The sequence below is a fragment of the Vibrio sp. 1641 genome (genome assembly GCF_033339995.1).
GTDB lineage: Bacteria > Pseudomonadota > Gammaproteobacteria > Enterobacterales > Vibrionaceae > Vibrio > Vibrio alginolyticus.
Genome location: NZ_JAWOVP010000005.1, coordinates 138,086 through 164,156, shown reverse-complemented (window position 1 = coordinate 164,156; position 26,071 = coordinate 138,086). Strand labels below are relative to the sequence as shown.

25 protein-coding genes are annotated in these 26,071 nt (G+C 46.0%); 18 read left to right on the top strand and 7 right to left on the bottom strand.

Annotation, left to right across the window (positions count from 1 at the left end; translation table 11 throughout):
- The first annotated feature begins 102 nt into the window (after window positions 1-102).
- From R7Z47_RS13085 to R7Z47_RS13020, 14 genes are all read left to right on the top strand, one after another.
- Window positions 103-1,938 carry a sensor histidine kinase gene (locus R7Z47_RS13085; RefSeq protein ID WP_262607065.1) on the top strand — a complete coding sequence of 612 codons (1,836 nt, stop codon included), beginning with the start codon at window positions 103-105 and terminating at the stop codon, window positions 1,936-1,938.
- A 24-nt stretch (window positions 1,939-1,962) separates the two neighbouring features.
- The gene (locus R7Z47_RS13080) at window positions 1,963-2,565 is read left to right on the top strand and encodes a response regulator transcription factor (RefSeq protein WP_238843896.1); all 603 of its coding nucleotides are present in this window, start codon (window positions 1,963-1,965) and stop codon (window positions 2,563-2,565) included.
- 102 nt (window positions 2,566-2,667) lie between these two features.
- On the top strand, window positions 2,668-3,066 hold the full coding sequence (locus R7Z47_RS13075) for a hypothetical protein (protein WP_115386181.1): 399 nt from the start codon (window positions 2,668-2,670) through the stop codon (window positions 3,064-3,066).
- Window positions 3,067-3,130: 64 nt separating this feature from the next.
- Window positions 3,131-5,242: a protein-disulfide reductase DsbD family protein gene (locus R7Z47_RS13070; protein ID WP_213970708.1), complete on the top strand. Its 2,112-nt coding sequence runs from the start codon at window positions 3,131-3,133 to the stop codon at window positions 5,240-5,242.
- Window positions 5,239-5,766 carry a protein disulfide oxidoreductase gene (locus R7Z47_RS13065; RefSeq protein ID WP_151514996.1) on the top strand — a complete coding sequence of 176 codons (528 nt, stop codon included), beginning with the start codon at window positions 5,239-5,241 and terminating at the stop codon, window positions 5,764-5,766. The genes R7Z47_RS13070 and R7Z47_RS13065 overlap by 4 nt, the downstream gene beginning before the upstream one ends.
- Window positions 5,767-5,927: 161 nt before the next feature.
- Complete coding sequence (locus R7Z47_RS13060; RefSeq protein WP_170891293.1) at window positions 5,928-6,560, top strand: class I SAM-dependent DNA methyltransferase; 633 nt, start codon at window positions 5,928-5,930, stop codon at window positions 6,558-6,560.
- 25 nt (window positions 6,561-6,585) lie between these two features.
- Window positions 6,586-7,341 (top strand): class I SAM-dependent methyltransferase, encoded by a 756-nt coding sequence (locus R7Z47_RS13055; RefSeq protein ID WP_053349638.1) that lies wholly within the window; start codon window positions 6,586-6,588, stop codon window positions 7,339-7,341.
- 19 nt (window positions 7,342-7,360) lie between these two features.
- The gene (locus R7Z47_RS13050; protein WP_053349639.1) at window positions 7,361-7,786 is read left to right on the top strand and encodes a GNAT family N-acetyltransferase; all 426 of its coding nucleotides are present in this window, start codon (window positions 7,361-7,363) and stop codon (window positions 7,784-7,786) included.
- Window positions 7,787-7,789: 3 nt separating this feature from the next.
- The gene (locus R7Z47_RS13045) at window positions 7,790-8,350 is read left to right on the top strand and encodes a GNAT family N-acetyltransferase (protein WP_213965573.1); all 561 of its coding nucleotides are present in this window, start codon (window positions 7,790-7,792) and stop codon (window positions 8,348-8,350) included.
- A 227-nt stretch (window positions 8,351-8,577) separates the two neighbouring features.
- Complete coding sequence (locus tag R7Z47_RS13040) at window positions 8,578-9,711, top strand: efflux RND transporter periplasmic adaptor subunit (protein WP_005385784.1); 1,134 nt, start codon at window positions 8,578-8,580, stop codon at window positions 9,709-9,711.
- A complete protein-coding gene (locus R7Z47_RS13035) occupies window positions 9,704-10,975 on the top strand; it encodes a TolC family protein (RefSeq protein WP_005385783.1) in 1,272 nt (423 codons plus the stop codon). The genes R7Z47_RS13040 and R7Z47_RS13035 overlap by 8 nt, the downstream gene beginning before the upstream one ends.
- Window positions 10,972-12,186 (top strand): ABC transporter permease, encoded by a 1,215-nt coding sequence (locus R7Z47_RS13030; RefSeq protein WP_170897270.1) that lies wholly within the window; start codon window positions 10,972-10,974, stop codon window positions 12,184-12,186. Before R7Z47_RS13035 ends, R7Z47_RS13030 begins: the two co-directional genes overlap by 4 nt.
- A 2-nt stretch (window positions 12,187-12,188) precedes the next feature.
- Window positions 12,189-13,472: an ABC transporter permease gene (locus tag R7Z47_RS13025; RefSeq protein WP_170897271.1), complete on the top strand. Its 1,284-nt coding sequence runs from the start codon at window positions 12,189-12,191 to the stop codon at window positions 13,470-13,472.
- 22 nt (window positions 13,473-13,494) lie between these two features.
- Entirely contained in the window at window positions 13,495-14,199 is a 705-nt protein-coding gene (locus R7Z47_RS13020) for an ABC transporter ATP-binding protein (RefSeq protein WP_238843764.1), read from the top strand.
- Between the two features lie 65 nt (window positions 14,200-14,264).
- Here R7Z47_RS13020 and R7Z47_RS13015 read toward each other — a convergent pair whose 3' ends face one another.
- A complete protein-coding gene (locus R7Z47_RS13015) occupies window positions 14,265-14,948 on the bottom strand; it encodes a topoisomerase I (protein ID WP_238843765.1) in 684 nt (227 codons plus the stop codon).
- A 75-nt stretch (window positions 14,949-15,023) separates the two neighbouring features.
- The gene (locus tag R7Z47_RS13010; RefSeq protein WP_005376731.1) at window positions 15,024-15,941 is read right to left on the bottom strand and encodes a leukocidin family pore-forming toxin; all 918 of its coding nucleotides are present in this window, start codon (window positions 15,939-15,941) and stop codon (window positions 15,024-15,026) included.
- Between the two features lie 1,101 nt (window positions 15,942-17,042).
- Between R7Z47_RS13010 and R7Z47_RS13005 the strand changes: the two genes are divergently transcribed.
- Window positions 17,043-18,017, top strand: a complete 975-nt coding sequence (locus R7Z47_RS13005; RefSeq protein ID WP_017636059.1) for a DUF1852 domain-containing protein — start codon at window positions 17,043-17,045, stop codon at window positions 18,015-18,017.
- Window positions 18,018-18,047: 30 nt separating this feature from the next.
- Window positions 18,048-19,076, top strand: coding sequence for a methionine synthase (locus tag R7Z47_RS13000; RefSeq protein WP_318130125.1), 1,029 nt, complete (start codon window positions 18,048-18,050; stop codon window positions 19,074-19,076).
- Between the two features lie 90 nt (window positions 19,077-19,166).
- Here the strand turns inward: R7Z47_RS13000 and R7Z47_RS12995 are convergent, their stop codons facing one another.
- Window positions 19,167-20,186, bottom strand: coding sequence for a DUF2955 domain-containing protein (locus R7Z47_RS12995; protein WP_262607060.1), 1,020 nt, complete (start codon window positions 20,184-20,186; stop codon window positions 19,167-19,169).
- Window positions 20,187-20,195: 9 nt separating this feature from the next.
- Complete coding sequence (locus R7Z47_RS12990; RefSeq protein ID WP_140299280.1) at window positions 20,196-21,260, bottom strand: HlyD family secretion protein; 1,065 nt, start codon at window positions 21,258-21,260, stop codon at window positions 20,196-20,198.
- 99 nt (window positions 21,261-21,359) lie between these two features.
- Here R7Z47_RS12990 and R7Z47_RS12985 point away from each other — a divergent pair, with 99 nt between their 5' ends.
- Window positions 21,360-22,220: a LysR family transcriptional regulator gene (locus R7Z47_RS12985; protein WP_005494676.1), complete on the top strand. Its 861-nt coding sequence runs from the start codon at window positions 21,360-21,362 to the stop codon at window positions 22,218-22,220.
- 150 nt (window positions 22,221-22,370) lie between these two features.
- Entirely contained in the window at window positions 22,371-22,913 is a 543-nt protein-coding gene (locus tag R7Z47_RS12980) for a hydrolase (protein WP_005457944.1), read from the top strand.
- A 39-nt stretch (window positions 22,914-22,952) separates the two neighbouring features.
- Here R7Z47_RS12980 and R7Z47_RS12975 read toward each other — a convergent pair whose 3' ends face one another.
- From R7Z47_RS12975 to R7Z47_RS12965, 3 genes are all read right to left on the bottom strand, one after another.
- Window positions 22,953-23,849, bottom strand: a complete 897-nt coding sequence (locus tag R7Z47_RS12975) for a 1-aminocyclopropane-1-carboxylate deaminase/D-cysteine desulfhydrase (RefSeq protein WP_170897345.1) — start codon at window positions 23,847-23,849, stop codon at window positions 22,953-22,955.
- Window positions 23,850-23,958: 109 nt separating this feature from the next.
- The gene (locus R7Z47_RS12970; RefSeq protein WP_047103340.1) at window positions 23,959-25,245 is read right to left on the bottom strand and encodes a sensor histidine kinase; all 1,287 of its coding nucleotides are present in this window, start codon (window positions 25,243-25,245) and stop codon (window positions 23,959-23,961) included.
- Window positions 25,242-25,919, bottom strand: a complete 678-nt coding sequence (locus R7Z47_RS12965) for a response regulator transcription factor (RefSeq protein WP_170897274.1) — start codon at window positions 25,917-25,919, stop codon at window positions 25,242-25,244. Before R7Z47_RS12965 ends, R7Z47_RS12970 begins: the two co-directional genes overlap by 4 nt.
- Between the last annotated feature and the right edge of the window lie 152 nt (window positions 25,920-26,071).

Genomic DNA, 26,071 nt, shown 5'->3' with positions numbered 1-26,071 from the left:
TTTCCACATACCCAGATCAAACTTGATCTAAAACAAATGTGGTTTACCAAGGGTAGCTGTTATTCTTGCTCCATTACTTTCGAAGGAACGATTCTACTCATCATGAACAAAACGCCACGGTTGCTTCAGCTTTGGATTCTTTGCTTAGTTGCCTTTGCATCTTTGACTCAGGGCGCAGTTTCTGAACAAGCAGATCTGCAAGGAATGCAAGAGCAAAAAGCAGAGCAGCCACAGGCCAAGCAAAAAGTCGAAGTGGGCGTGTTAGCGATACGCGGCCATCTTTATGCTGAGCAGAGATGGCAACCGACCATTGATTGGCTCAATCAGCAAATTTCCGATGTGCATTTTGTCCTTCATCCCCTTAACTTGGATGAAATGGGCGAAGCGGTGAAGTTTCAGACCATGGATTTCATCTTAACCAACCCAGGTCAGGCAGTGCGATTGGGCAGGCAATACGCGCTGTCGTGGATGGCAACGCTAACCAGCAGAGCCCCACAAAACTCGAATTACGGCATTGGTTCGGCGCTTGTGGTTCGAGCCAATTCAAGTTATCAAACGGTGCAAGATGTCTCAGGACGTCCCGTTGCGGCGGTATCAGAAAAAGCGTTTGGTGGTTATCTAACGATGCGCTATCAAATAGTCGAAATGGGGCTTAATCCAAACGATTTCTTTTCTGATGTCCGCTATCTTGGTTTTCCTATTGATGCCAACCTGTATCAATTACGTGATGGTAATGTGGAAGCGGCCGTCGTCCCTGCTTGTTTATTGGAACAGATGCTAAGTGAAGGGCTTTTACAACCGGGTAATTACCGAGTTTTAAATCAACAGCCGAACGAGCGCTCGTTATGCGCTGTTTCCACACCGCTTTATCCTAACTGGTCATTTGCCAAAACAGAGCGCGGCTCAGCTCAGATCGCCAAACAGATTGCGCAAGTATTGTTAGCGATGCCACCTGAACACCCTGCGGTTATTGTGGCAGGCGCGTCAGGTTGGACGTCCCCCGTCAGCTTGCTGAGCATCGACAAACTTTATCAGGCGTTGGATCTCCATCCGTTGCAACAACCCTGGTGGAGTGAGGCTCTACGCTGGCTGCGTAGTCATCAAGAATGGGCATGGGCTCTGTTCATGTTTGTGATTGTGTTGAACGCGTACCACTTTTGGCTTGAGTATCGATTTAGCAAGAGTAAGCAAGCGTTGGAGCAGACATCGTTACGATTAAAAGAGAAAAGTGAACAGTTAGAACATTCACAAAGGGTCGCGATTGTCGGAGAAATCGGCACTAGTCTTGCCCATGAACTCAATCAGCCATTGGCGGCCATTCGCAATTACAGTGAAGGCGGTTTACTTCGCTTGGCCAAAAAGCGCCCTCATGAAGATATTGTCCCAGTGCTTGAGAAAATACAGGGGCAAGTTGAACGAGCCGATGCAATTATTCAGCGCTTAAGAACGTTGATCCGCAAGCGTAGTGTCGACAAAGCGCCGTGCGATCCTCAAGTACTCATTGATGACACGATTGAGTTGCTCCATTTTCGAATGCAGAAGCAAAATATTTCGATTGTGACCAGTACAGAAGGGAACATTCGTCCGTTACTTGTCGATGCAGTTGGCGTACAACAGGTTTTAGTTAATGTGATCAGTAACGCGATTGATGCGTGTACTTTGTTCCAAGAGAAATATCACTCATCAGGTTATCAAGGTAAAATTGCCCTGCATAGTGACTACCAAGTCAATCAACTTTCCATTCGAGTATTGGACAACGGCACAGGGTTGCAGCAAGAGAATCCAACTCAAGCATTTGTGAGTAGCAAAGAAGAGGGGCTCGGGCTGGGGTTAGCCATTTGTCGTGATGTAATGGAAATGCATGGTGGCGAGTTTCTCATCAGCTCGACAGCACCACATGGTTGTTTGGTTGAGCTTGTATTTCCATATCAAAACTAATCTGAACTAGGCATAGGAGCATTCATGAGCAGCGGTGAAAAGCAGCTATCTGTTTTTGTAGTCGATGATGATGAATCGGTGCGTGACTCTCTCGCTTTTATGCTGGAAGAGCATGACTTCAACGTGACGACTTTTGCTGATGGGCAATCTTTTCTCGATAAAGTGAACATTCATCAGGCCGGATGCGTGATCCTTGATAGTCGAATGCCCAACCTTCGTGGTCAGCAAGTGCACCAAATTTTAAATCAAGCCAACAGCCCGTTGGCCGTTATTTATCTGACAGGGCATGGTGATGTCCCGATGGCGGTCGATGCATTGCAAGCTGGGGCGGTCAATTTCTTCCAAAAACCAGTCAAAGGCGATGAACTGGCACGAGCCATTTTGCAGGGACAGGCACGGTCTGCCACAAACCTCGATATGGCAGCAGCAAAATCGGCTTATGAGTCGCTCACACCTAGAGAAAAAGACATTTTACGTTTGATCATTGAAGGAAAACGCAACATTCGTATTGCTGACGAACTTTGCATAGCAATGCGAACGGTTGAAGTACACCGAGCTAATCTATTGAAGAAGTTCTCGGCAAAAACCGTCGCAGAGTTGGCATATATTTATGGCAAGCTAGATTAAAGCTTAGCGAGTGAAGCCTCTTAAGGCTATTTAGAGGATACAACTTGAGCTTTATGACGACTCGCGTATTATCTTCTTCGTTCTTACTTTATCTGAATTCTTATGAGTTTGTTGACTAAACGGCATCACACGCCACATAAGCGGGCAAAATGGCTACTGGCGATTATTGGCTGGGTGGTGGTTGTGTGTCTGATGCAAAATTCAGGCTTTGCATCGTCATGCTCTATGAAATATGAGACGGAATCGCCCGCGGTTTCACTTGCTGATGAGCGTTCGAGCGTCAAGTCGATTGATACTAAAGAAACCAGCAAGTGCAAATTGTCTGAAAAGTTAATTCAGTTTTCTCAACATCAACTCGATGTATTTATTGTTGTTCTGTTTGTCGGTCTTTTTGCTTCGGCAATTTGGTTGTGCAGTGCCTATATTGGTGCGCAACATTGGACGGAACCGATAGGCCGTAAGTATCGAGTCCATCTGACTTTCTGTGTGTTCCGAGAATAAAAGCGTGCTTTCTGACCACTAGCGTCAGTTATTTAGCACCTTTGTCTTTTAACTAGGAATCACTATGAATCAAATTACTAAACTGACTCAGTTTGCGTTCATGTTTTTTATGACGCTTGCTTTGAGTTTGCTCTCTCTGAGTATTTCAGCTCAAACTACTGATACAGGTTGGCTGACCAACCCACAACATCCTCCAGTGCAAACGCGCTTTGTGCTCACTGGTCAACAAGATCCGCAAGCCAAAACAATCACTGGTTATCTGGACGTCAAGTTAACCGGAGACTGGAAAACTTACTGGCGTTCACCTGGTGAGGGCGGCGTAGCACCATCTATTGATTGGCAAAATTCACAAAATTTATCCAAAGTGGATTGGCAATGGCCGCATCCACAAAAATTCGAATTATTAGGTATCGAGACTCTTGGGTATAAAGGCGACACTTTGTTCCCCATGACGCTGCACGTCGAAGACATGTCCAAACCTGTCACGATTGATGCGGTACTGACACTTTCTTCTTGTACGACGATTTGTGTGTTGACGGACTATCAAATTCAATTGACGTTCTTGCCTTCTGATCTAAAAGTCGATGAAGACGTGATGTTCAGTTACGCTCAAGCAGTGAGTAACGTGCCGCAGCCATCGCCGTTTATTGATGTTACTCAGGCGAGTTGGGATGCGAACCAATCGAAACTGCAAATCAAGCTAAAGAACAGTCAGGGTTGGCAACAACCACAAGTGCTGGTGGATGGCGTCGATGAAGCAACGCGAGACTATAGCTTCAAGCTTGAAGGAATGCATCAAGAAGGAAACATCGTCACCGCGAGCTATATCGTTGATACTTGGCTGGGCGATGTGGAGTTAGATGGTCAGTCGCTGTTTGTGACCATCAAAGACACCAATTTACTAGCAGAAGAAACCACTCAAGCAACTGCTGAGGCAATAGTTGAACCGTTGCCGAGCACGTCTCTAACGAGTGTTTTTCTATTCGCGTTGCTCGGCGGTTTAATTCTTAACATTATGCCTTGCGTTCTTCCGGTTTTGGGGATGAAGCTAAGTAGCATTGTTGCCGCTCAAGGTATCGAGCGTCGTCAAATTCGCGCTCAGTTTGTTGCCTCGTCACTTGGTATATTAACGTCGTTCTGGATTCTCGCTGGTTTTATTTTGGTGCTTAAGCTAACAGGTAATGCCATTGGCTGGGGCGTGCAATTTCAAAGCCCTTGGTTCTTAGGTTTGATGGTGTTGGTCACCACTTTGTTTGGGGCCAATATGCTGGGGCTGTTTGAAATCCGTCTATCATCGGGTACCAATACATGGCTGGCCTCGAAAGGTGATAACTCCCTAGTTGGTCACTATGTTCAAGGTATGTTTGCCACATTGCTTGCGACGCCTTGCTCCGCGCCTTTTCTAGGAACGGCCGTGGCGTTTGCCTTGGGTGCCGACGTATTAACGTTATTTGCAACTTTTACAGCATTAGCATTGGGTATGGCACTGCCTTGGCTCTTAGTCGCTGTGTTTCCAAATATCGCGCTGAAACTACCAAAGCCTGGCTCGTGGATGAATGTCGTTAAGATCGTGTTTGGCATAATGATGTTGGCAACCAGCGTTTGGCTACTTTCATTAATGGCAAATCATGTACCGATGTTATGGATTGCACTCATCGCTGTGGTTGCTTTTGTCGTCATGATGGCAAGAATTAAGCGTGTGTATGGTGAGAAAGCACTTGCTGTATCAGGGACCGCATCGTTAGTGTTAATAGCTGGCGGCTTACTACTTGGCAGTGTCACTGCTGACCAATGGGCAACGCCACTTCCGGATGATCTAGCTTGGCAAAAGCTTTCTAATTCAGCGATTGAAGAGCACGTCAATAATGGGCGAGTGGTGTTTGTGGATGTGACTGCGGATTGGTGTGTCACGTGTAAAGCGAACAAGATCGGCGTGATCTGGCAAGATCCTGTCTACTCATTGCTGCAAAGCCCTAATGTGGCGACGTTAAAAGGGGATTGGACGCATCCGGACGGCTCGGTAACGGACTTTTTACGAGCTAATGGGCGTTACGGTGTGCCGTTTAACATCGTCTATGGCCCGGCGGCGCCACAAGGTATCCCGTTACCTGTGATTCTGACTGATGATGTTGTTTTAAGCGCGGTGAAACAAGCGAGTGGGGGATCCATTCAATGAGTTCGACAAAGCAGCGTAGAACAGTCCGGTATTGGCTCGTTCAAATCGTACAGATGGTGCTCATTGTCACCGTTATTTCTATCGCGATGGATTGGTATCGCACCAAAGATATTCCCAAACAGGAGGCACCACCATTGAGCTCCGTATTGAGCTCCGTATTGAGCGATGGTGAATACTTCGATGCAATCGCACAAAGTCATGAACAACCTGTCGTTGTTTACTTTTGGGCGACTTGGTGTCCCGCTTGTAAATTTGTAAGTCCAAGCGTGAGCTGGCTGAGTGATGACTATGCCGTAGTTGGCGTTTCTGGCTCATCAGGGCCAAATGAGCGTGTGGCGCAGTTTATGCAGGCAAAAGAATATCGTTTTGAAAACATAAACGATCCTTCAAGCGATATTATGCGTGAATGGAAAATTAGCGTGACCCCAACCATTTATGTTTTAAGAAATGGTGAAATTTCCTCTGTCACAACTGGCGTTACCACTCCGATAGGAATACTAGCGAGAATTTGGTTAGCTCGATAACGCTATAAAAATCCGATATTCAAAATATTGAGTATCGGATTTTTTTGTTGTCCTAAACAACCAGTCGGTCACATACCATAAAGAACTAGTTAACCAATAAGTGTCTAGATGCTTATTGCGTGCTACATTCGAGCATCGTTCTGGTTATCAAGGAGGAAACGATGAACGTAGCAAAAATGTATGATGATGTGTCGGATCGCTATCAAAAGTTGGTGGATGACAGTCACTACGTCGGTCCACGTTGGATTTCTGAGAAGTTAAAAACCTTTCCCATCGAGCAAGGCTCGGTTCTCGACCTAGCCTGTGCGACTGGCAGTATCGGCCATGTCGTAAAAAGTCACTATCCAGAACTCGCCATCCATGGCTTAGACATCTCGTCCAAAATGGTTGATAAAGCGCGCCAAACTAACCTCTATCAAAGCGTCGCGGTTCATAATCTCGATGAGCCATTTTCCCCTTTGTTTGAACAAACCTTCGACCTTATCACCGCACTTGGTTTTACTGAGTTTCTAGCAGAGCCTCAACAACTTCTGGAGTGCATTTCGCATAAGCTAACTGCGAATGGACGATGTTTTATCAGCTTTCAATACCACGATCCGGATGGACAAGATTTGCCTCGAAATACTTATAGTGGATCGGTCGTGCATACGGCATATACCGAAAGTGAAGTTGAGCAACTCTGTCAGCAAGCGGGGTTGGAAGTGGTTTCCCTAGAAAATGTGATTGGTTACGTATCTGGTGTTGGTTATGTGTGTCGATACTTGATGCTAGAGCTGAAAAAGTCACACCGCTGAAATAAGTAACAAACAAGGATTGTTTTTGAAAACACAAGATTTAACCGAATTCGGGTCTGGCATTGAATACGATGCTCAATACGACCAGCATTACCATCACGACATTGCTTTCATCACAAGGTTAACCGAAGAAACCAATGCTCGAAGTGTATTGGATGTCTGTTGTGGTTCCGGTATTGTCACGATTCCAGTCTCTGAGCAACTCAACGAAGCCATTGGCATTGATATTTCTGAAGGGATGCTCAAACACGCAAAGGACAAAGCCAAAAGCAGGAGTAACTTGCGTTTTCTTCATCTCGACGCAACCCAGTTTTCGTTAGGTAAGAAGTTTGACCTAGCCATAATGACAGGGAATGCATTCCAAGCCTTTTTAAGTGACGAGATGCTAGCAGGTGCACTGAGCTCAATATCAAGACACCTCGAAAAAGGTGGGCGATTTGTTTTCGATACGCGGTTACCAACGCCAGAAAATCTAGAATTGGATCATGAGATGGCGCTGTGGCAAACCTATGTTTCTCCAACCTATGGTGAAGTGAATTATTTCGGTATGAAGGCCGAGTATGACTTGCAAACGTCCATCATGTATTTGAACAAAGAGCGCCATTTTGAAAGTGGAACGATTGAGCATTCCAGCATTGATTTAAAATATCGTCCGCTAGAAGACATAGAGGGTTTCCTTGAACAAGCGGGATTCAGAATCATAGAGAAGTACCAATCTTGGTCAGCGCAAGTATTTGAGGCGAATGCCAACTCGCTTGTCTGTGTGGCTGAGAAAATATAAATCAATGTTGAGGGATACAATGCAAGGATTTCGAATTACTATGTCGTTAGATGACATGGATTTAGACGTTATCTACCAGTTCATTTCAAACAGTTATTGGGGAAAGGGTATTCCAAGAGAACGCTTTGAGAAGTCATTGCGCCATTCGTTCTGTTTCGCGGTTTTGGATGATGAAAATCAACTCGTTGCTTTTGCTCGGTTAATTACCGATCGTACCACGTTTGCGTACCTTGCCGATGTGTTTGTTGTGGAGGTACACCGTGGTAAAGGCATCAGTAAGTTGTTGATATCAGAAATTGTTGCTCATCCAGAACTACAAGGTTTACGCCGTATGATGCTTGCAACCCGCGATGCTCACGGGTTGTACGAACAGTTTGGGTTCACTCCTATTGCTCCAGTAGAAAACTTCATGCAAATTTGGAAACCGAATGTTTATCAGAGCTAAATCATGATGAGAGTTGAATCTCAACAAGTGGCAATCAGATACCTCAAAACAACAGACGCTGCTCCTCTGTTTGAAAACTATTTAGGCGATGAGCAAGCATGCCGCTTCCTCAATCGCCAAGCCCACCAAAATGTTAATCAAACCCTTGAAGCCATCGAAAGATGGTGTGCTCAATATGATCAAAAGTCTCCCAATCTATTAGTCTTCGCTATTGAAGAACTCACTTCTCAAACTCCTATTGGTTGTCTGGTGCTGATGCCTGAGCAAGACAGCAGTGAAATCCATTTTGGTATTTCTGCTCGCTATCGGGGAAAAGGCTATGCAACCCAAGCCTGCAAACTTGGCGTTGTCTACCTGCAAAGCTTGGGTATAACGCGCATTCGCACCGCCCCGCATATTGGCAACCACGCGAGTATCCGTGTGTTGGAGAAATGCGGCTTTATCAGCCAAGGCATTTTAAAAGCGCATGCAGTTTTTCCTGCTCTAGGACGTGAGGCGCAAGACTGTATGGATATGCAATTGGAGGATATCGAACTGCGCCATTTTGCACGCTGTTCAGAATGAAATTGATAGCGGTTGAAACGAGCGGTTACAGAGCATGTTAGTCGCCATCGTAGACAGCGTCTTTGCTGAATGATTCGTCGAGATTTTTTAGTCTTTGATTGTCAGAGGCGACTGACAAAACCATACCAACTGTGACAACCATACCGCTATTAAAGCAGGATATTATTCCTTCAACTTTGTGTTTTAGGAGTAGTCATTAGACTACCCAATAATTGTTGGAATAAATAATGACGAAACGTTGGCTTGTCTCCGCTGTGAGCATTGCGCTGCTCGGCGGTGGTACGTATTTCTATCTCCAATCTGCCGCTCAACCAGAATTGCTGCCTACATTGATTGTGGAAAAAGGCACGATTGAAAAGCAAGCGGTGGCTGTTGGTAAAATTGTCCCTGCACACTCCGTGTCTATCAAGTCACAAATCGACGGTATCGTCGGTGAAATTTACGCGAAAGTTGGTGAAAAGGTGAAGCAAGGCCAGCCGCTGATCAAAGTGCGTCCAAACCCAACCCCCCAAGCATTAACGGATGCATCGGCAGAACTCATGCGTAGTGAAGCCGATCTGGAATCCGCCAAACAAAAACTGTCCAACTTAGAAAGCTTGGTCAAGCAGGACATTATTCCAAGTAACTACGACGAATACGTAAGTGCGCGCTCGGCAGTCAAATCTGCGCAAGCGGACGTATTGCAAAAGCGCCAGAATCTCGAACTCATCCGCAGTGGTGAGGCGTCTATCGGTGATGCGCGTTTAACGTCGACGATCTACGCGCCAATTGATGGCACGGTACTCAACCAGAAAGTTGAGGTCGGAGAGCCGATCATCTCGACTCAATCAAGCCAAGCCGCGACTGAAATGATGTCATTGGCCGACATGAACAGTCTGATTTTTAAAGGTAGCGTCAGTGAGCATGATGCTGCGCAGTTGTCTCCGGGAATGCCCGTTATGTTGACGGTTGCGCCTTATCCTGATGTGGCGATTTCTGGTGTGCTAACCAAAGTAGCGATTCAATCTGAGAACCTTAACTCACCAGAAGGAAACGCTTCGGCTAAAAGTTTTGATAACGGTTTTGAGGTTGAAGTGGGAGAACTCAAGATCCCACAAGATGTGTTGCTTCGTTCTGGTTTTTCATCGACGGCTCAAATCATTCTGAAGACTTCTGAAAACGTGCTCACGCTACCGGAGCGCGCTCTGCAATTTGATGGTGACGCACCGAATGTTCTGATCCCCGATAGCTCAGAACAAGGGTTTCATAAACAACCTGTGAAACTCGGTCTGTCAGATGGCATCAATGTCGAAGTGCTTGACGGCGTGGAGCTTGATGAAGAGGTTATCGACAACAGTATGATGGGAGCGGCGCATGGTTAAGCTGCAACGATCAACAATCGCCTTTGCATTGTTGGCTGCCACGCTCAGTTTGCCGACCTACGCAATTTCTATTGAACAAGCTTGGCAACAAGCAAAGCAGAACGATCCAAATTACGAAAAAGCGAAAATCGGCGTCCAGCTTGGCGAGGTTGGCGTACAGAGTAGCCGCAGTGCGTTATTGCCGGGTTTAAGTGCCAGTGCGTCAGCGGATTGGAATGAGTCCTCAAGCCATTCCAACAGTTACGGCGCTACCTTATCTCAAACTATTTGGGATAGCAGTTTGTGGTCGGAACTGGATCAAGCGAATGCCAATTATCTCAAAGCACAGTTAGAGCTATCTCAATCACATAACGAGCTTGCGCAGAAGTTGCTCACCGCTTACCTAGATGTGGCAAGCGCACAGGGCGACCTCAAATTGGCGCAGTCCAAGCTGGAGGAGGGGAAGGAACTTCTCAACATCATCGAGAAACGCTATCGAGCAGGCAAAGTGAAGTCGGTTGATGTTGAAGAGATGCGAGCGAATCAAGTCTCTGAGCAAGCAAGTATCCTCAATGCAAAAGCCGATCTCGAAGTGAAAAAAGCAGAGCTTGCGGCGTTAATCAATCAAATGCCGGAGAGTGTCGACCAAATTCGAACGGATTCTTTGATTCAGCCACCGATGCTGGTGGACTCTCAGGAGCAATGGCTAAAGCTGGCGAAAGACAGTAGTCCAGAGCTGTTGGTGGCGGCGCAGATGGTGAAAGCGAGCGAGTTCGCGAAAGATTCAGCTAAAGGTGGATACTACCCAACCGTCAAAGGCAGTGTGGGCTACAGCGATGGTGATAGTCGTTCAAACGGCGAGTTTAACGCTGGGATTAGTTTGAGTTTGCCGATTGACCTCAATGGTGCAGTGCGAGCGAAAGTGGACGAAGCATCGTTGAACATTTTAAGCGCCAAGCAAGATATGCGTAGAGTGGAAATTGATATTCAGAAACGAGTTATTCAGCAGTTTACGCAGGTCGATATCAACTGGAATCAAGTTTTGATAGCGAACGAGCTGGTTGAGTCGCGCGCCAGAGTGTTGCAAAGCAAAGAGAAACTTTACGACGCTGGCCTGCTTGAAGTGTCGGAAGTTATCAGCGCACACAACAGCTTGTTTGAGGCGAAAAACAGTCTGCAAACCAACTTGTACAGCTACTGGCGTAAGAGAATCGGCTTACTGCAAACCGCAGGGAAACTCGATGACGATACCATGGCGTTGATCTCTCGGGCTTTTCATTCATGAGCAGCCTATTGCAACAAACTTGGCAAACGTTGATGGCGCACCGCATGAAGAGCGTGCTAGCCATTATCGCGATTGCTTGGGGCGTGATCTCTGTGGTGGTGTTAATCGCACTTGGCGAAGGCTTTTATCACCATCAGACCCAGTCGTTTTCATTTATGATCAACAATGTGCAAGTGGTGTTTCCGTCGAGTACCAGTAAACCGTGGCAAGGGTTACCTTCAAGGCGCCAAATTGATATACCACAAGAAAAAGTCGACACGATCAAACAGTCGGGCTTCGTGCAACAGGCGTCGAGCGTTTACGCCAAATGGGATGCGAATATCACCAATCTCAAAGGACAGAACTTATCGAGTACGGTCAGCGGTATTGACACGTCTTACTTTCCTTTAATGCAACGCAAGCTGCAATCTGGTTCGAGAAACCTGTCACCAAGTGATATGAACAACCATACTCGCGTGGCGGTGTTAGGCGATCAAATTGCGCAAATGGGCGGAATCCAAATCGGGGATAGGCTCAAAGTCAACGGCATTCCGTTTTTGGTGATTGGGATAACCGTTGGTGAGGACACTGGCATTTCATTCGGCGATAGCCGCACGGTTTTCATTCCTCAAACAACGTACCGCGATTTGTGGGATGCGAAACCTTGGATGGTATTGATGAAGCCGAGAGACGGGATGGATGCACCGTCGTTTCGACAAAATATTGTGAACTTTTTCGCCAAGCAGCTTCATTTTGACCCAAGTGATAAAGATGCGGTCGAATTACCCGATTTTAGTGAAGGTGCGGCGGTCATCAGTGGAATTTTGCGTGGCATTCAGATTTTTCTCGGAGCGAGTGGCGCGATGACCATGGCGGTCGGTGCGCTTGGCGTTGCCAACATCATGTTTTTATCTGTCACGGAGCGCACGCGTGAAATCGGTGTGCGTTTGGCGATCGGGGCGACTCAAAAATCCATACTCAGTCAGTTTATTCTTGAAGGGCTTATTTTGGTAGCTGTGGGCACGGCATTAGGTCTGATGTTTTCGTATGCAGTGGTATCTGTCTTAAGCAGCATGGCATTACCGCAATGGATTGGTTTACCTGTGATCACGCCAGATTCCATTGCTTGGTCTTTACTTGTGACGCTTATCTTGGCATTGATGGCATCGTATTTCCCAGCAAGGCGAGCATCGCGTCTCACGCCAGTCATTGCTTTGAGTGCGAGGGCCTAGTCATGTTGTTACCGATGAGACAAATTTTCCAAGAAATGGCCGCAGAAAAGCTGAGACTGGGTTTGACCATTCTGGCAGTAGCGTGGGCGACCCTTTGTATCGCTGCTATGTTGGCGGTAGGTGAGGGTATTCGTCAGGGCGTATTGAAAACCGCACAAAATGGTAACGGCAACTTGATTTATTTGACCGGAGGGATGGCCACCGTCGACCACGGTGCTTTTCACCAAGGTAAGTTTCTGACACTAAAAATGGACGATTCAGAGGTCGTTCGAGCGTTACCCGATGTAAAAAGCGTTGCGCCAACGGCGAAGTGGAAAGAGCGCATCACCGTTGGTGACAGAAGCTCGTGGCAAGAGCCGTTAGCGGTCACGAGCGAGTTTCAATCCATGACCAATTTGGTGCCGATGGCGGGGGGGCGATGGTTAAACCCACTCGATCAAAAAGAGACGCGCAAAGTCGTTGTACTGGGTTATGAACTGGCAGCCGACTTATTCAACCCGAATGAGGACTTTAGTTGGTTTGCGACAGTCACATTGCAAGTCAACCCTGTGGGGAAAAAGGTAAAAATCGGCAATGAGGAGTTCACTGTTGTGGGCGTATTGGAGAAAAACAGCGCCCAAATAGAACTGGGGGATCTTATCAACTATTCCAGCTTTGTGCCGCTAGCGACGTGGAAGCGATTTCATGTCAACGGTGAAATTGGTGGCATCAATGTGCAGCCACAAGCGAATGTAGACCGAGAAGCCTTAGCAAAGACGATCAGGCAAGTGATTGCCCGTAAACACGGGGCAAGTGTCAGTGATGAACAGGTCGTCCAAGTCGATGATATGTTCCTTAAGCAAAAGAGTATGCAGCAGTTTCTGATAGGTTTGCAGAGTTTCCTTGGCATTATCGGCTTCGTGACGTTAGCTGTTGCTGGCGTTGGCATCGCCAATGTGATGTATGCCACCGTAAAGCGATCTACGCGTGATATCGGTGTGCGCATGGCAGTCGGTGCAACCCCATCGGCTATTCGCATGCACTATTTAGTACAGTCTTTATTGACAATGATGATGGGGGGGGCGTTTGGGTTAGCCGTGACGTACGCGCTGGTGTCTGCCATCAGTTCCATTCCTTTAGAGGGTAATGCCTTTTATGAACAACTGGGTAAACCTGTCCCTGAGTTGTCGTGGGTCGTTGTCGCGATTGTCATCCTCACCTTAGTGATCATTGGTGTGGCATCTGCATGGTTACCTGCAAACCGAGCCGCAAAAGTCAGCCCGTTGGAGGCGCTACAAAGTGAATAACAACAATAACTCTGGAAAGAACATGTCGAACAAGCCGCTTGTTGAGCTGACCAACATCTGTAAATACTACTCAAGCGGGGAGGCGGAAGTTCGCGCGCTAGACGGCGTTGACTTAACCATTAATCAAGGCGAGTTTCTTTCGATTCTTGGCCCGTCCGGTTCAGGCAAATCAACGTTGATGAACATGCTCGGCTGTTTAGATAAGCCCACCGATGGCGAGTACCAACTTGGCGGCCAAAACGTCGCAAGTTTAAGTGCGAATGAGCTGGCTGGCATTCGTAACCAAAAGATTGGATTTGTCTTCCAAAGCTTTAACTTATTGGAATACGCGACGGCGCTCGATAACGTGGCACTGCCGTTGGTTTACTCTGGCATCAAAGCCAAAGAACGTCGTCAGCGCGCCGCCAAATTGCTAGAGCAAGTCGGGCTAGGGGATCGTTTAGACCATAAACCAAACCAGCTTTCTGGTGGTCAAAAGCAGAGAGTTGCTATCGCCAGAGCCTTGGTCAACGATCCGCAAATCATCTTAGCGGATGAACCAACGGGTGCATTGGACTCAAAATCCGGCGCAGAGATTGAAGCCTTGTTCAATCAACTTCACGCTGAAGGCAGAACATTGATCATCGTGACGCACGATAACGCCCTCGCAGAACGCACCAAACGCATCATCACGATCAAAGATGGCAAGGTGATTTCGGATAGAGCGCCGGTAAGTAGGGAGAGATGAGCTTTTCTTAATTGAGAACTGAGTTTTAAGGGAAATAGCGATACAGAGGCTATCTCCCTTTACTTTTATTCGCGATGTTCGTTTTGTCTCTCTTTTATCAAGTCATGCTTTTGTTCTTTAAGTAGAGTGATTGCGAGCTTAGTGTCCTCAATCAATTTACTGTTATCGTTGAGATCTTTGCTCTTCAAAGGCAAAACTAGATAATGAATGCTGCCATCTGCATTCTGTACTCCGGTAGCGATGATGACATCACCTTCAGACGCCGTACCAAAATACTCTGATACGACTTTGGTTTCGCTGACACCGTAGCTATCCAAATAGGATGACTCCGTATTGTCAAACAAGATAGGAACCCCTTGCTTAGCTAATGTTCGCAATTGTTTTTGCTTTTTCTCGTCGAATGGATAGTCGGTCGTACTGATGTAACTTACCTGTTCAGCTTCAATAAAATCGTACAGTTCATTGCTCAGTTCATTTAATGGGGCAGATATCCAAGGTGTAGCTGGAATGACGTCGGAAGTATCATCATTGCCACTTTGTGGTGTTGGAGTGGTAACCACCTTTTGAGCAGCATTGCTCTCAGGAGGCGTTACACTTATTGTCGCAGCGTCTTCTGTCTTGATTTGCTCGTCAAGGCTTGCAACAGGTTCGGTCTGGGCATTCTTGTTATTTGAATTAATCAGAAATATGGCGAGTACTGCACCAAGTGCTAGCGCCGATCCAGTCAAGAGTTTTTTGTTACTTGTCATGTGTCATGTCTTACCGTTTATTTCATTAGTAAATACGGCGGCCACTTATTTATTCCGTGGCCGCAGGCTAATAAGTTAGTGGTAGAGATCGTCATTCCAAGAGATAGTTACGGCTCGGCTAGTCTCTGTCCATTGACTGCTATCACGATTTTTCTTCCAGGTATTTTCTGGTGTGGTATACCAGCTACACCAGTCGCGACCAAAGTAGTAATTGGTTTTTCGCCAACCAGCAACCAGCTTGACCTCTGATGTATCTAGGCCATCTTGAATGTCATTTTTTCTATATACGACGCCGACTTGTGGTTTAAAATCTGAACGCATAACGACAGGTAACTCATTGTAATCAATCAAATTACCCATGTCACAACTGGTCCAACGATACAATAACCAGTCTTTAGCTGGCGTATTATGGCGGATAGTCTTGTTTTCAATTAACCAATTAATGCTTTCGTTAGCTTGGTTAAAATCGGCAACCGTTTGAAACTCTGGCTGGTCGTACGTTACACGGTTGCTCCAGGAGATTCCCCCACTAATATTTGGAGAAGTAGAAGCACTGAATCCAAGGTTAAAATCTAGAGACTCACTGACAGATGCCGTTGCAATGGTGTTTTCTGGAGCATGGCTCATGTGGCGTAAAGGGGCGCCATTTAAATAGCTCAGTGCCAGCTTAAAAGCCGTTGGAACGGTGTAACGGTAATCTCCCCCAGTAGCAAAACCATAGATTTGTTCTTTGTTTGGAACATTAGTCATGTCGAAGCCAGAACCGCCATTTAGGATCAACTTGGCTTCTTTAGCGCCATTTGGTAGCAAAGATTGGTTCCAGACATTTTCTAAAGAATAAATTAAGCGGATTTTTTTCGAGCGTGCATCACCATCATCAAGCTGAAGCAATGTCGAAGTGTAAGATTTCAATGTATCTTCAGCATGTGCTGGTGCTAAAGAACCAAGTAAAGCGAGTGCGATAATACTCGCGGAAAGATGCTGTTTTTCCATTATTTTTTCCTATTAGTCAGCCCATAAAGACTTTTGTTTTAAACCATCTTGATGGGCACTTTATAATTATGGACAGGTTATAAATTCAAGCTCAATAAATGAGCGGTGAAATAGTGCATCTTGTTTTTTATTAAAAAAAGAAAAAGGATAGATTCGTGGGATTAATGTCTCATAGTTTTTAAATTCACCACTCAACTATAATAAATAAGAATTTGGTTATTAAGTCTTGTCTTTTTAAGTTGTTGCTTAATTTTAATTTTCTAATGTTGTGTTGAGATTTTCTATTGATAAAAGTGAATTTTATAAATGTTAGCCATGTTATTTTTAGGGTTTTTGTTATACCAAATTAAGTAAAGTATCGTTATGTGGTTATCTCGGGTTTATGGGTTTAATTCAAATTAAAACAGTGATTTATGTTTTTTTGTTATTATTTTTTTAGAGCTTAATGTAATAGTTTAGTGATAAAGTCCGTCAATGAAGTTGCCATGCTCGTGTATGAAGTTATATGTGCTTTTACAGCAGGAAATTAAACTTTACGTTTAAGATGGTAAAGATAGAAAAAGAAATAAATAAGATTATTAAATAATCATGTTTCGAGAATATAAAATGTAACGTACTTCTAATTAAACGAATGCTTGAATAAACGATGGAGTGTGAAAAGTGCTATTTAAGTTACGCTGTCCTATATTCCAGTTGGCGTATTGTTTATACAATGCGTTTTCTCGGCTTAAAACTGGTTTACGTACTGCTAATCTCTTATCCGTTTCTTAATTACACATATTGGCAATATGCTCGCCAAGTTACGTGTATTGGTGTCAATGAAAAACAGTATCTACGATAGCTCTCTCAGGGTTGGAACTGCCACTATGAATTTCCTTCATGTTCAATGTGAAACAATACCAATATTACTCAACTCGTGAAGCAAGTATAAAAAAAGGACTGCTCTGGTGTTAGGCACTGCGACGGTCGTTTTTTGTACGAACCGTTCGTCGTAAGTGCTGTGCAACCTAACGATTGGGAAAACCAAAAAACAAAAAATGTCCCCATGCACAGAGTTAGGAAAAGTCTGCTTTATCTAAGGAAATAGGATACCAACTCACGATGAATAACGATTTCACATTTGCTATCAAAAGCATTCGCTTTGATGAGAATTACCAACCATCAGACAACACGCGAATCACTACCAACTTTGCTAATCTGGCTCGCGGAAACTACCGCCGAGAGAATCTGCGCAATGCGCTCCGAATGATCGATAATCGTTTTAATGCGTTGGCATATTGGGATAACGCGCAAGGTGACCGCTACTCAGTTGAACTTGAAATCATCTCTGTTGATATGGATATCCAAGGTAGTGGAGAAGCATTCCCATCGATTGAAGTGCTCAAAACTAACATTGTTGATCACAACACTAACGAGCGCATCGAAGGCATTGTGGGCAATAACTTCTCTTCATACGTTCGTGATTACGACTTTAGCGTTTTGCTGTTGGACCACAACAAAAACCAGCCACAGTTCAGCATCCCAGCGAACTTCGGTGATTTGCATGGCAAACTGTTCAAAGCTTTCGTTAATTCTGAGTCTTATAAACAGCATTTCAAAAAGCTGCCAGTGATTTGTCTGAGCGTATCGGACAACAAGGTATACCGACGCACCGAAAATCAACATCCTGTTTTGGGCTTTGAATATCAGCCGAACGAATCTTCGTTGACGGAGCAGTACTTCAAGAAGATGGGCTTACAGGTGCGCTACTTTATGCCGCCAAACAGCGTTGCACCGTTGGCATTCTACTTCTTCGGTGACTTGTTGAACGATTATTCAAACCTAGAGCTTATCAGTACGATTAGCACGATGGAGACATTCCAGAAGATTTACCGACCTGAGATTTACAATGCCAACGCGGTTGCCGGTAATTGCTACCAGCCAAACTTAAAAAACCTAGACCACTCGCTAACTCAAATCGTTTATGACCGAGAAGAGCGCAGCCAACTGGCGATTGAACAAGGGAAATTTGCCGAGGAGCATTTCATCAAACCTTATCAATCTGTGCTTGAACAATGGTCTGCAAATTACGCGTAAAAGATAACGAGAATCTAGAAAGGAATGACGATGAAAACACTATTACCGACTTCAACGGCTGGCAGCTTACCGAAACCTTCTTGGCTGGCCGAACCAGAAAAACTTTGGTCACCGTGGAAACTGCAAGGTGAAGAACTGATTGATGGCAAACGCGATGCGCTACGTGTCGCTTTGCAAGAACAAGAACTGGCAGGCGTTGATATCGTCAGTGATGGCGAGCAAACTCGGCAACATTTTGTGACGACCTTTATTGAGCATTTAAGCGGCGTAGATTTTGAAAACCGTAAAACGGTGACCATTCGCAACCGTTATGAAGCAAGTGTTCCGACTGTGGTTGGCCCAGTAAGCCGCACAAAGCCCGTGTTTGTTGAAGATGCCAAGTTCTTGCGTCAGCAAACTAAGCAACCTATCAAGTGGGCGTTGCCAGGCCCTATGACGATGATCGATACGCTTTATGATGATCATTACGGTAGCCGTGAAAAGCTGGCTTGGGAATTTGCGAAGATCCTCAACCAAGAAGCGAAAGAGCTTGAAGCGGCAGGTGTCGATATCATTCAATTCGATGAACCTGCGTTCAATGTGTTCTTCGATGATGTGAACGAGTGGGGCATTGCATGTTTAGAGCGTGCGATTGAAGGGCTGAAATGTGAAACGGCGGTGCATATCTGCTATGGCTACGGCATCAAAGCGAACACGGATTGGAAGCAAACGCTAGGCACTGAATGGCGACAATACGAAGAAGTATTCCCTAAATTGCAGCAGTCGAATATCGATATTATCTCGCTTGAGTGTCATAACTCGCGAGTGCCTATTGAGTTGCTTGAGTTGATTCGCGGTAAGAAAGTGATGGTTGGTGCAATTGATGTAGCAACCAACGAGATTGAAACGCCAGAAGAAGTGGCGAATACACTGCGAGAGGCATTGAAATACGTTGATGCCGACAAGCTTTACCCATGTACCAACTGTGGTATGGCGCCTTTGTCTCGTGAAGTATCAACCGCTAAGCTCAATGCGCTAAGTGTGGGAGCGGAGATTGTTCGTAGAGAGCTGTCTGCTTAAGTTATTCAAAATATTTTCCCCTTAGATAAACAAAAAAACCAAGAGCTCGGTTCTTGGTTTTTTTCTTAAAACAGACGTTGTAACTTCGCGCTAGTTCATTTCTAGCTGTCGAACTTCAGGATGTTTTAGCAACATCACACGAATCCAGTGATGCACCACCCACATCACCATCGCGGTGAGCAGAACCGCAACGAAAATCGAGCTGAAACGGTACAAGATCGAAAAGAACGCGTCTTTTTGTTCTGGCACCAATGAGGTCGTCAGCGGAACCGATAGGGCAGACATGGCAGAAAACGCGATAGCCGCTTTAATTTGCCCCTTGGTGAGCCACAAGCAGAATGGCCCCATCGCAATGGTAAAGGCGAGCCAAAAGAGTAGCCCATGCCCATACCAACTGCCCAATATCAGCTGAACAGCCATCCCTGCGATGCAGCCTAGTGCGGTGCCGATGATGCGAATTTTTGCCATGGCGAGCGAGCCCGCTAAAGTCATTGGGGTTAGGATGATCAAAATGGAAGCTTGTGCGGATAGCGAGTCATATAAGTCCGCTACTTGGAATACGATAAACGCAGCCATCGCCACTACCCAACCCATAGCAACTTGGCTGATGTAGTCAATATCGCTTTTTACTGGGTTCGACATCTCAAGGTGCTCGGCGGGGGATTTTGGCTCCGGGAACAACCAATACGCGAATGCGCAAACAAAAATATTGCTGAACGCCATCACCCACATGTTGACGTTGAACTCTTCAATATCCATGAAGTTATAGCTGGCAAAATTCAACACAATTGAACCCACCAACAGCCCCATGTAACCAAACAAATAGGTTTTCTGGTTCATCATTGCAATGCACTTGAACAGCATCATAATTCCGACGGCAACGGTCATTAATGTTGGATGAAACTGCAAGTATTCCAGCAAAAATGTGGCTTGTATGGTTGTCCACACCGCAGAGAAAAACACGATCAATAAAGCCGAAATATTAAAGTTGTCCATTCTGCCCAATATAAACAGCGGCATCATGATGGCAAAAAATCCGTAAGACCAACCGAAGATCATGCTTAGCGCGAGCCCTAAAGAGCAGCCGAACCAAATTCGTAAGGTTTTCATTGTCGCCGCCTAGTAAATGAAGTGGAACCAGCTTGCGAGGTGAATCTGTGCTTGCGCCATCAACTGCCAGAAAATGCTGTTGTCTGGGTACAAAACAATGGTAGCGCGAGAGCCGACAAACAGTGCTGGTGGTAACTCATCGCTGCTGGTTAGGTTCACTCGTGTACGCTGCGCATCACGTACCCAGCGGTTGTTCACTTCCACTTTGGTTAGTGCGCCATTAGGCGTTTGTTGTGCGGCTGCTACACCGTAATCGCGGCTAGCTAAATCAAAGTCGTACACCGAACCTGGGTTGGCATCAAATGTGACCAAGGCGTGGAAAGTCTTGTCTACGTTCGCGACGGATTTTTCACGAAAATCAGCGGCTACCCAGAGTGATCCTGTTGGTACAAACGTCAGCAATGGCATGTTGGTGTTTGCCATCGTGCCAACTTCTAGTTGCAGGTTGGTCACGACACCATCACTGGGAGCGAGTACCGCGGTATTTGCCAAATCAAGTTGCGCCTTTTCGATGCCGTTTTTGGCAATTCGAACGGCGGTGCTTTGACCTTTTTGGTCGCCTAATTGCGCCTCAATGACTTTTAAGTTTTGTCGTTCCGCTTTAAGCGCTGCACGTGATACCTGATTTTGGGCAAAGGCATTATCGAGTGTCGATTGAGAGATGACTTTCTGCTTCGATAACGTCAGTAAGCGGTTGTATTCGCGGTGTGCATTATCAAATGTTGCTTGTGCGCGGGCAATATTGGCAAGAGCGGCTTCGCGTTGAGAATACAGCGTTGCTTCTTTTTCATAAGCGGATTGCAGAGACAGCTCCGCCTGTTCAAGCGCTATCTTGTATTTACGATCATCAATCGTAAACAACACATCGCCTTTTTGAACGGACTGGTTATTCTCGATGAGAACGTCGGTCACTTTACCAGATACCTCGGGCGCGACTTGGACAACGTATCCTTGCACTCGTCCTTCGGTCGTTAAGGGTGCGTGGCGGTCAGCAATGATAATGTACAAAAATAGTACGATGAACAGGACAATCAAAGTTCGCATCCAGTGTTTGAATTTTTGGTCAGCCGTCATTACAAGTTCCGTTAAACATATTGGATAGCGGATTATAGAGAAGTCACTCACAATTCAGTAGAATGATAATACGAACATAAATGACCTAAAAATAGGACAATGAACGTTAGTTTTGATGATATTTACCTATTCACTCAGACGGTGGTTCACGGCGGTATAAGTGCAGCGGCAGAGGCGAATCAACTACAACGCTCAAAAGTGAGTCGTCGCCTGCAAGAATTAGAGAAATCACTCGGGGTACAGCTTTTGATTCGCACAACACGCAGCATTGAGTTGACGGAGCACGGGAAACGCTTGTTTGAGTTGGTGGGGCAGCCTATTGACCATATTCAGCAAGGTTTAAATGCCATGCATGAATATCAACAAGAGCTGACGGGCAAGGTGCGTTTAGCCATTCCTTCCGCATTGATGAGCTCTGCCGCGTTTAACGCGATCATCACCGAGTACACAACGCGGTATCCGGATATTTCGGTCGAGATTGAAAACCATCAAGAGAGTGTCGATCTCAAGCGTCAATCGTTTGATTTGCAGCTTCTTCCGAGCGTGGTCAAAGTCACCGATGACAGCTATGTGCAGTTCAGTCTTTTGCCTTATCGTAGTCACTTTGTTGCGTCAAAAGCCTATCTAGAATCGCATCCGCCAGTAAAAACGGTGGAAGATCTTAAGCAGCATCGCCTTTTAACTAATCGTTACAATGCTGATTTGCTCGATTCAGATCTGCATGTGGCGTTGCGCTCGGACGACCTCAACTTGCTGCGCTCGATGGCGATAGCAGGAAACGGCATCGCGTTTATTCCACAAATTCATTCCAAGCCTGCATTGCGAGATGGTTTGTTGGTCGAGGTGCTGCCTCAATTTGCGCATCCGAAGCAGCATCTTACTCTGATTTATCCCTCGGCCTTATTTCTGCCCAATAAAGTCAAAGCCTTGATTGAACTAATTCGAGAGAAATTTAAATAGTCAGTTCAAACCACTCTTACCTAAGGGCAAATGTGTGAGCGAAGGTCATCTTTCTAGGTTTTATTGCTCTAACATGAAAGGGTTCTGATACATTAACTGTTGCTCAACTTGTTGAGTATGGTTTGTGGTCGCACAAGATAGGAGATGGAAATGTTATCGAAAGGAAACACGGGCCTGATTGTGGTGGATGTTCAGGGCAAACTCGCTACATTAATGCATGAAAGCGACGCACTGATTGAAAATATCACGAAACTGGTAAAGGGCGCCAAAGCACTAGATTTGCCTATTCTGTGGCTAGAACAGAATCCAGAAAGGTTGGGCCCAACCGCGGAGCCGATTCGTGAAGTGCTTGAAAGCACGCATTTACCTATTACCAAGTACACGTTTGATGGTTGCAAAGAGGCGACGTTTAAGGTCGCGGTGGAGAACGCGAAAGTTGATACCTGGTTGGTTTGCGGTATTGAATCCCACATTTGCGTCTATCAAACCGCGGTTTCTCTGCGCCAGTCCGGTTATCGCGTTGAATTAGTCACGGATTGTGTCTCTTCCCGAACCGCTGCCAATAAAGCGCTCGCTCTTGCGAAGTTAACCGCTAACGGTGTGGTGCTCACTGGGTTAGAAATGTGTTTGTATGAAATGGTCGAAGATTGCCGAGCACCTGAATTCAAAGAAATTCTGGCGCTCATCAAATAGTGGAATCACTGTAATCAGCAACAACTTTATTTGAACACGCTATTCAAATTCTCGTTGATATCTTGGCAACATCGACTCGTTGCCAAGTAACCCGCCTTGGTGAATATAAATCACCGTTTTATCTGTGTTCTCTTCCAACCAAGGGGTGAGGCATTGCCACATATACGGGTCGTATAACAGGTCAAATTCGAGGTCGGTTTGCTCAAAGAGTGCTTTCCATGTGATGTAATCTTCTTCGTACAAGCGACCAAAATGGTGTTTGTTGCGCACGGTTAAAATGGTTGGGTGGCTGTTTTCACCGAGCTGGTTGAACTGCTCAGTTAAGTAATCTGCATCGCCTACGCAAGGGCAAGTTAGCACTTCTATGCCGTGTGGGCTTAAATGTTTATGAAGATATAAAGCCGTCGTTCCAGTACCTGATGGCAGGGCGACCGTAAACTGCTCTTTACCTCTCAATCGCGTCCAATCAAGAATTTCTCGTGCTAACTGTTTGATGCCAGCTTCAGCGAGGTGGGAACGTCCACCCTCTGGAATCAGCAATGTCGACTCATCTACTCTTCGTACCTGGTGGATGTATTCACTAGGGTGAAGTTCGCTACCGATGTCTTGCATGGCGGTGATTTTCATACCCAAATCGAGAGCGCCGCGATAGTTGCCGATGGGGGAGCTTTTTAGCCAAGGTGGAATGTGATGAACATAAAACTCAAATGCCCAACCTTTAATCTGGGCGAGAGCCGCTAGCGAGTACATGGCATTAGATTGAGCGGAGCCAAAGCTTATTAACGTGGTGATGTCGGGATTTTGCTCTTCCATTAACGTCATAAACTTACGTGCTTTGTTCCCAGAAAAGTGGGAGTGGAGCATGTCGTCACGTTTAAGGAAAAATTTGTGCCCATTAAAGCTATGTTGGGTGATAGGACTTTCTGAGAGTTTCATGTCGATGCTGACGGAATAAACCGTGTCACCTTTGCCATTTAAAAAGGGCGCGTAGTGTAACGCCATTAAACCCAGATAAAAAGTCTGGGTTTCAGGTCTTCCATTTCGGTTATTCCTGATGTTCTGTTGCGAGGTTAATTTTTGCCTCACAACCACCTTCTGGATGTGTACCAATCTTAAATTGCCAGCCATAGCGTTGGCACAAATCGTCCACAATCATCAAACCTAATCCGTGCCCATCAGAATGTGGAATGGTTGAAAAGCCTTCACCTTCATCGCGCACCGAAATGGTGTTTTCATCCATATTGATATGAATTGATCCCGAAGGTGTTGCGGCGATGCCGTTGCGAATCAGGTTGCCAAGAATAATGGTCAACACGGCATTGGTCGCGCGCGTTCTAGGGTTGCCGTCTATCTGTACATCAAAGCTAAGTGCTTTCTCGTCCGCCTGAGCTTGGCTTTGGAAGATGATTTGGTTGAGTTCTTCTTCGGTGATGCTGCGCACTGGTGAATCATCTGCATTACGCTCGTAACGCACTAAGCCGAGTAGGGCATCCACCATGGTCGACATCTGCTGCGTTGCATCCTGAATTCGGTTCACTTGGCGGGTTTGGAAATCCGTGTTCGCACTTCTCGCCAGTAAGCTGCTTGAGCCTTTCATCACGGTTAACGGTGTACGCAGTTCATGACTCGCGTATCGTGCAAAGGCTTGCTCGCGCTTGATAACTTGGTTGATTTTGTGGCGGTACTCATTCAACTCATCCGCAAGAGTTTGGAACTCTTTGGCCGAACCCTCTGGCACACTAAAAGTTTGCGTGGCATCGCCTTGGTGATGATCGAGTTGAGTTTTGAGCGCATTGACGGGTTCAATCAAGCGCTGTGATAAACGCAGCAGCAGACTACCAAACAGAAACACCAGCACGGCGACAATGGACAGCACCATAGCGACGACAAGAATGAATTCCTCTGAGGTGATCTCGATTTCATCAATCAAGGAAACCAGAATCACAGGATGTTCAACGCCTTTGTAGGTGTAAGTGCTCATGTAAACCATGCGCGAGTATTCGCCGTCTTCTACTTCATCAAGAAAGTGCTTTTGACCAATCAGGTATTTTTGGTAACGCTCGGCAACCAATGAGATGTCGTTGTAGGCGGTGGTGAGCAGGTCAAGCTGAATACTGCCTTGCTCAGGATGGGACTGGAAATGTTCAATCGCTTCTTTTTTGTCGACCATAATACGGCGTTCACCCACGCGGTCTTCAGACCAAAGCAGGGAGCCGGTAATCAACAAAAAGCAGAAGATGCCAATCACGACAGACACAAAAGAGAAAAACAGAGCGAGTCGCCCTGTCATACTTTGTGTGCTTTGCGTGCTAGCAAGTAAGCGATTGATCATGCACCTGTCTCCAAGCGGAAGCCGACTTTCGGTACGGTGATCAGCACATGTTGTTCAAATGGCTTATCAAGTTGGTTACGCAGTTGGTAAATGTGGCTGCGCAGAACGTCGTTGTTCGGCTCGTTCTCTTGCCAAAGTTGGAAGGCGATTTCTTCGCGTGTCACTACGTCTGGCGCGCTTTTCACAAGCATTTCCAGAATGGTGTATGTGGTTGGGTTTAGCGCTAGCAGTTTATCTTGGCGGTAAGCTTTACGCGTTTTTTGGTCGATAGAGACTTCGCCGTATGCCAACTTGCTCGACGCGACAGTGCCACGGTAACGACGGATCAGTGCCATCATACGCGCTTCTAGAATATCCAGATCGAAGGGTTTGGTCAGATAGTCATCCGCACCGTGTTGGAAGCCTTTGAGCATATCGTCACGGCTATCGAGTGCCGTCAGCATAATCACTGGTGTGTTGTTGCCCGCATCGCGAAGTTTATTACACATGGTCAGGCCATCCATGCGTGGCAGCATGAGGTCGAGCAAGATGATGTCGAAGGTGTTTTCCATCGCCAGTTTCAGGCCGAGCTCGCCGTTGTCTGCATAATCGAGTTCCATACCTGCACACTCAAAATAATCGAACAGCATGCCTGCGATTTCTCGATTATCTTCGACTAAAAGTACGCGTTTCATGTATTTCTCTCCAAGTGGGCAGGTGCTCGAAAATAAGATTTCGTCTTAACCGAACATTATTCACTAAGGACGTGAAAAAGATGTCAATAACATCTCTTTCACGTTGATGTTTGTAGACTGGATTCATTCATCGGATTTAGTGGAAGAGTAGC

Excerpts from the sequence above, each read along its gene's own strand:
- R7Z47_RS13085 (WP_262607065.1), top strand. The coding sequence starts at position 103 with ATGAACAAAACGCCACGGTTGCTTCAGCTTTGGATTCTTTGCTTAGTT.
- R7Z47_RS13080 (WP_238843896.1), top strand. The coding sequence starts at position 1,963 with ATGAGCAGCGGTGAAAAGCAGCTATCTGTTTTTGTAGTCGATGATGAT.
- R7Z47_RS13075 (WP_115386181.1), top strand. The coding sequence starts at position 2,668 with ATGAGTTTGTTGACTAAACGGCATCACACGCCACATAAGCGGGCAAAA.
- R7Z47_RS13070 (WP_213970708.1), top strand. The coding sequence starts at position 3,131 with ATGAATCAAATTACTAAACTGACTCAGTTTGCGTTCATGTTTTTTATG.
- R7Z47_RS13065 (WP_151514996.1), top strand. The coding sequence starts at position 5,239 with ATGAGTTCGACAAAGCAGCGTAGAACAGTCCGGTATTGGCTCGTTCAA.
- R7Z47_RS13060 (WP_170891293.1), top strand. The coding sequence starts at position 5,928 with ATGAACGTAGCAAAAATGTATGATGATGTGTCGGATCGCTATCAAAAG.
- R7Z47_RS13050 (WP_053349639.1), top strand. The coding sequence starts at position 7,361 with ATGCAAGGATTTCGAATTACTATGTCGTTAGATGACATGGATTTAGAC.
- R7Z47_RS13045 (WP_213965573.1), top strand. The coding sequence starts at position 7,790 with ATGATGAGAGTTGAATCTCAACAAGTGGCAATCAGATACCTCAAAACA.
- R7Z47_RS13040 (WP_005385784.1), top strand. The coding sequence starts at position 8,578 with ATGACGAAACGTTGGCTTGTCTCCGCTGTGAGCATTGCGCTGCTCGGC.
- R7Z47_RS13035 (WP_005385783.1), top strand. The coding sequence starts at position 9,704 with ATGGTTAAGCTGCAACGATCAACAATCGCCTTTGCATTGTTGGCTGCC.
- R7Z47_RS13030 (WP_170897270.1), top strand. The coding sequence starts at position 10,972 with ATGAGCAGCCTATTGCAACAAACTTGGCAAACGTTGATGGCGCACCGC.
- R7Z47_RS13025 (WP_170897271.1), top strand. The coding sequence starts at position 12,189 with ATGTTGTTACCGATGAGACAAATTTTCCAAGAAATGGCCGCAGAAAAG.
- R7Z47_RS13020 (WP_238843764.1), top strand. The coding sequence starts at position 13,495 with ATGTCGAACAAGCCGCTTGTTGAGCTGACCAACATCTGTAAATACTAC.
- R7Z47_RS13015 (WP_238843765.1), bottom strand. The coding sequence starts at position 14,948 with ATGACAAGTAACAAAAAACTCTTGACTGGATCGGCGCTAGCACTTGGT.
- R7Z47_RS13010 (WP_005376731.1), bottom strand. The coding sequence starts at position 15,941 with ATGGAAAAACAGCATCTTTCCGCGAGTATTATCGCACTCGCTTTACTT.
- R7Z47_RS13005 (WP_017636059.1), top strand. The coding sequence starts at position 17,043 with ATGAATAACGATTTCACATTTGCTATCAAAAGCATTCGCTTTGATGAG.
- R7Z47_RS13000 (WP_318130125.1), top strand. The coding sequence starts at position 18,048 with ATGAAAACACTATTACCGACTTCAACGGCTGGCAGCTTACCGAAACCT.
- R7Z47_RS12995 (WP_262607060.1), bottom strand. The coding sequence starts at position 20,186 with ATGAAAACCTTACGAATTTGGTTCGGCTGCTCTTTAGGGCTCGCGCTA.
- R7Z47_RS12990 (WP_140299280.1), bottom strand. The coding sequence starts at position 21,260 with ATGACGGCTGACCAAAAATTCAAACACTGGATGCGAACTTTGATTGTC.
- R7Z47_RS12985 (WP_005494676.1), top strand. The coding sequence starts at position 21,360 with ATGAACGTTAGTTTTGATGATATTTACCTATTCACTCAGACGGTGGTT.
- R7Z47_RS12980 (WP_005457944.1), top strand. The coding sequence starts at position 22,371 with ATGTTATCGAAAGGAAACACGGGCCTGATTGTGGTGGATGTTCAGGGC.
- R7Z47_RS12975 (WP_170897345.1), bottom strand. The coding sequence starts at position 23,849 with ATGAAACTCTCAGAAAGTCCTATCACCCAACATAGCTTTAATGGGCAC.
- R7Z47_RS12970 (WP_047103340.1), bottom strand. The coding sequence starts at position 25,245 with ATGATCAATCGCTTACTTGCTAGCACGCAAAGCACACAAAGTATGACA.
- R7Z47_RS12965 (WP_170897274.1), bottom strand. The coding sequence starts at position 25,919 with ATGAAACGCGTACTTTTAGTCGAAGATAATCGAGAAATCGCAGGCATG.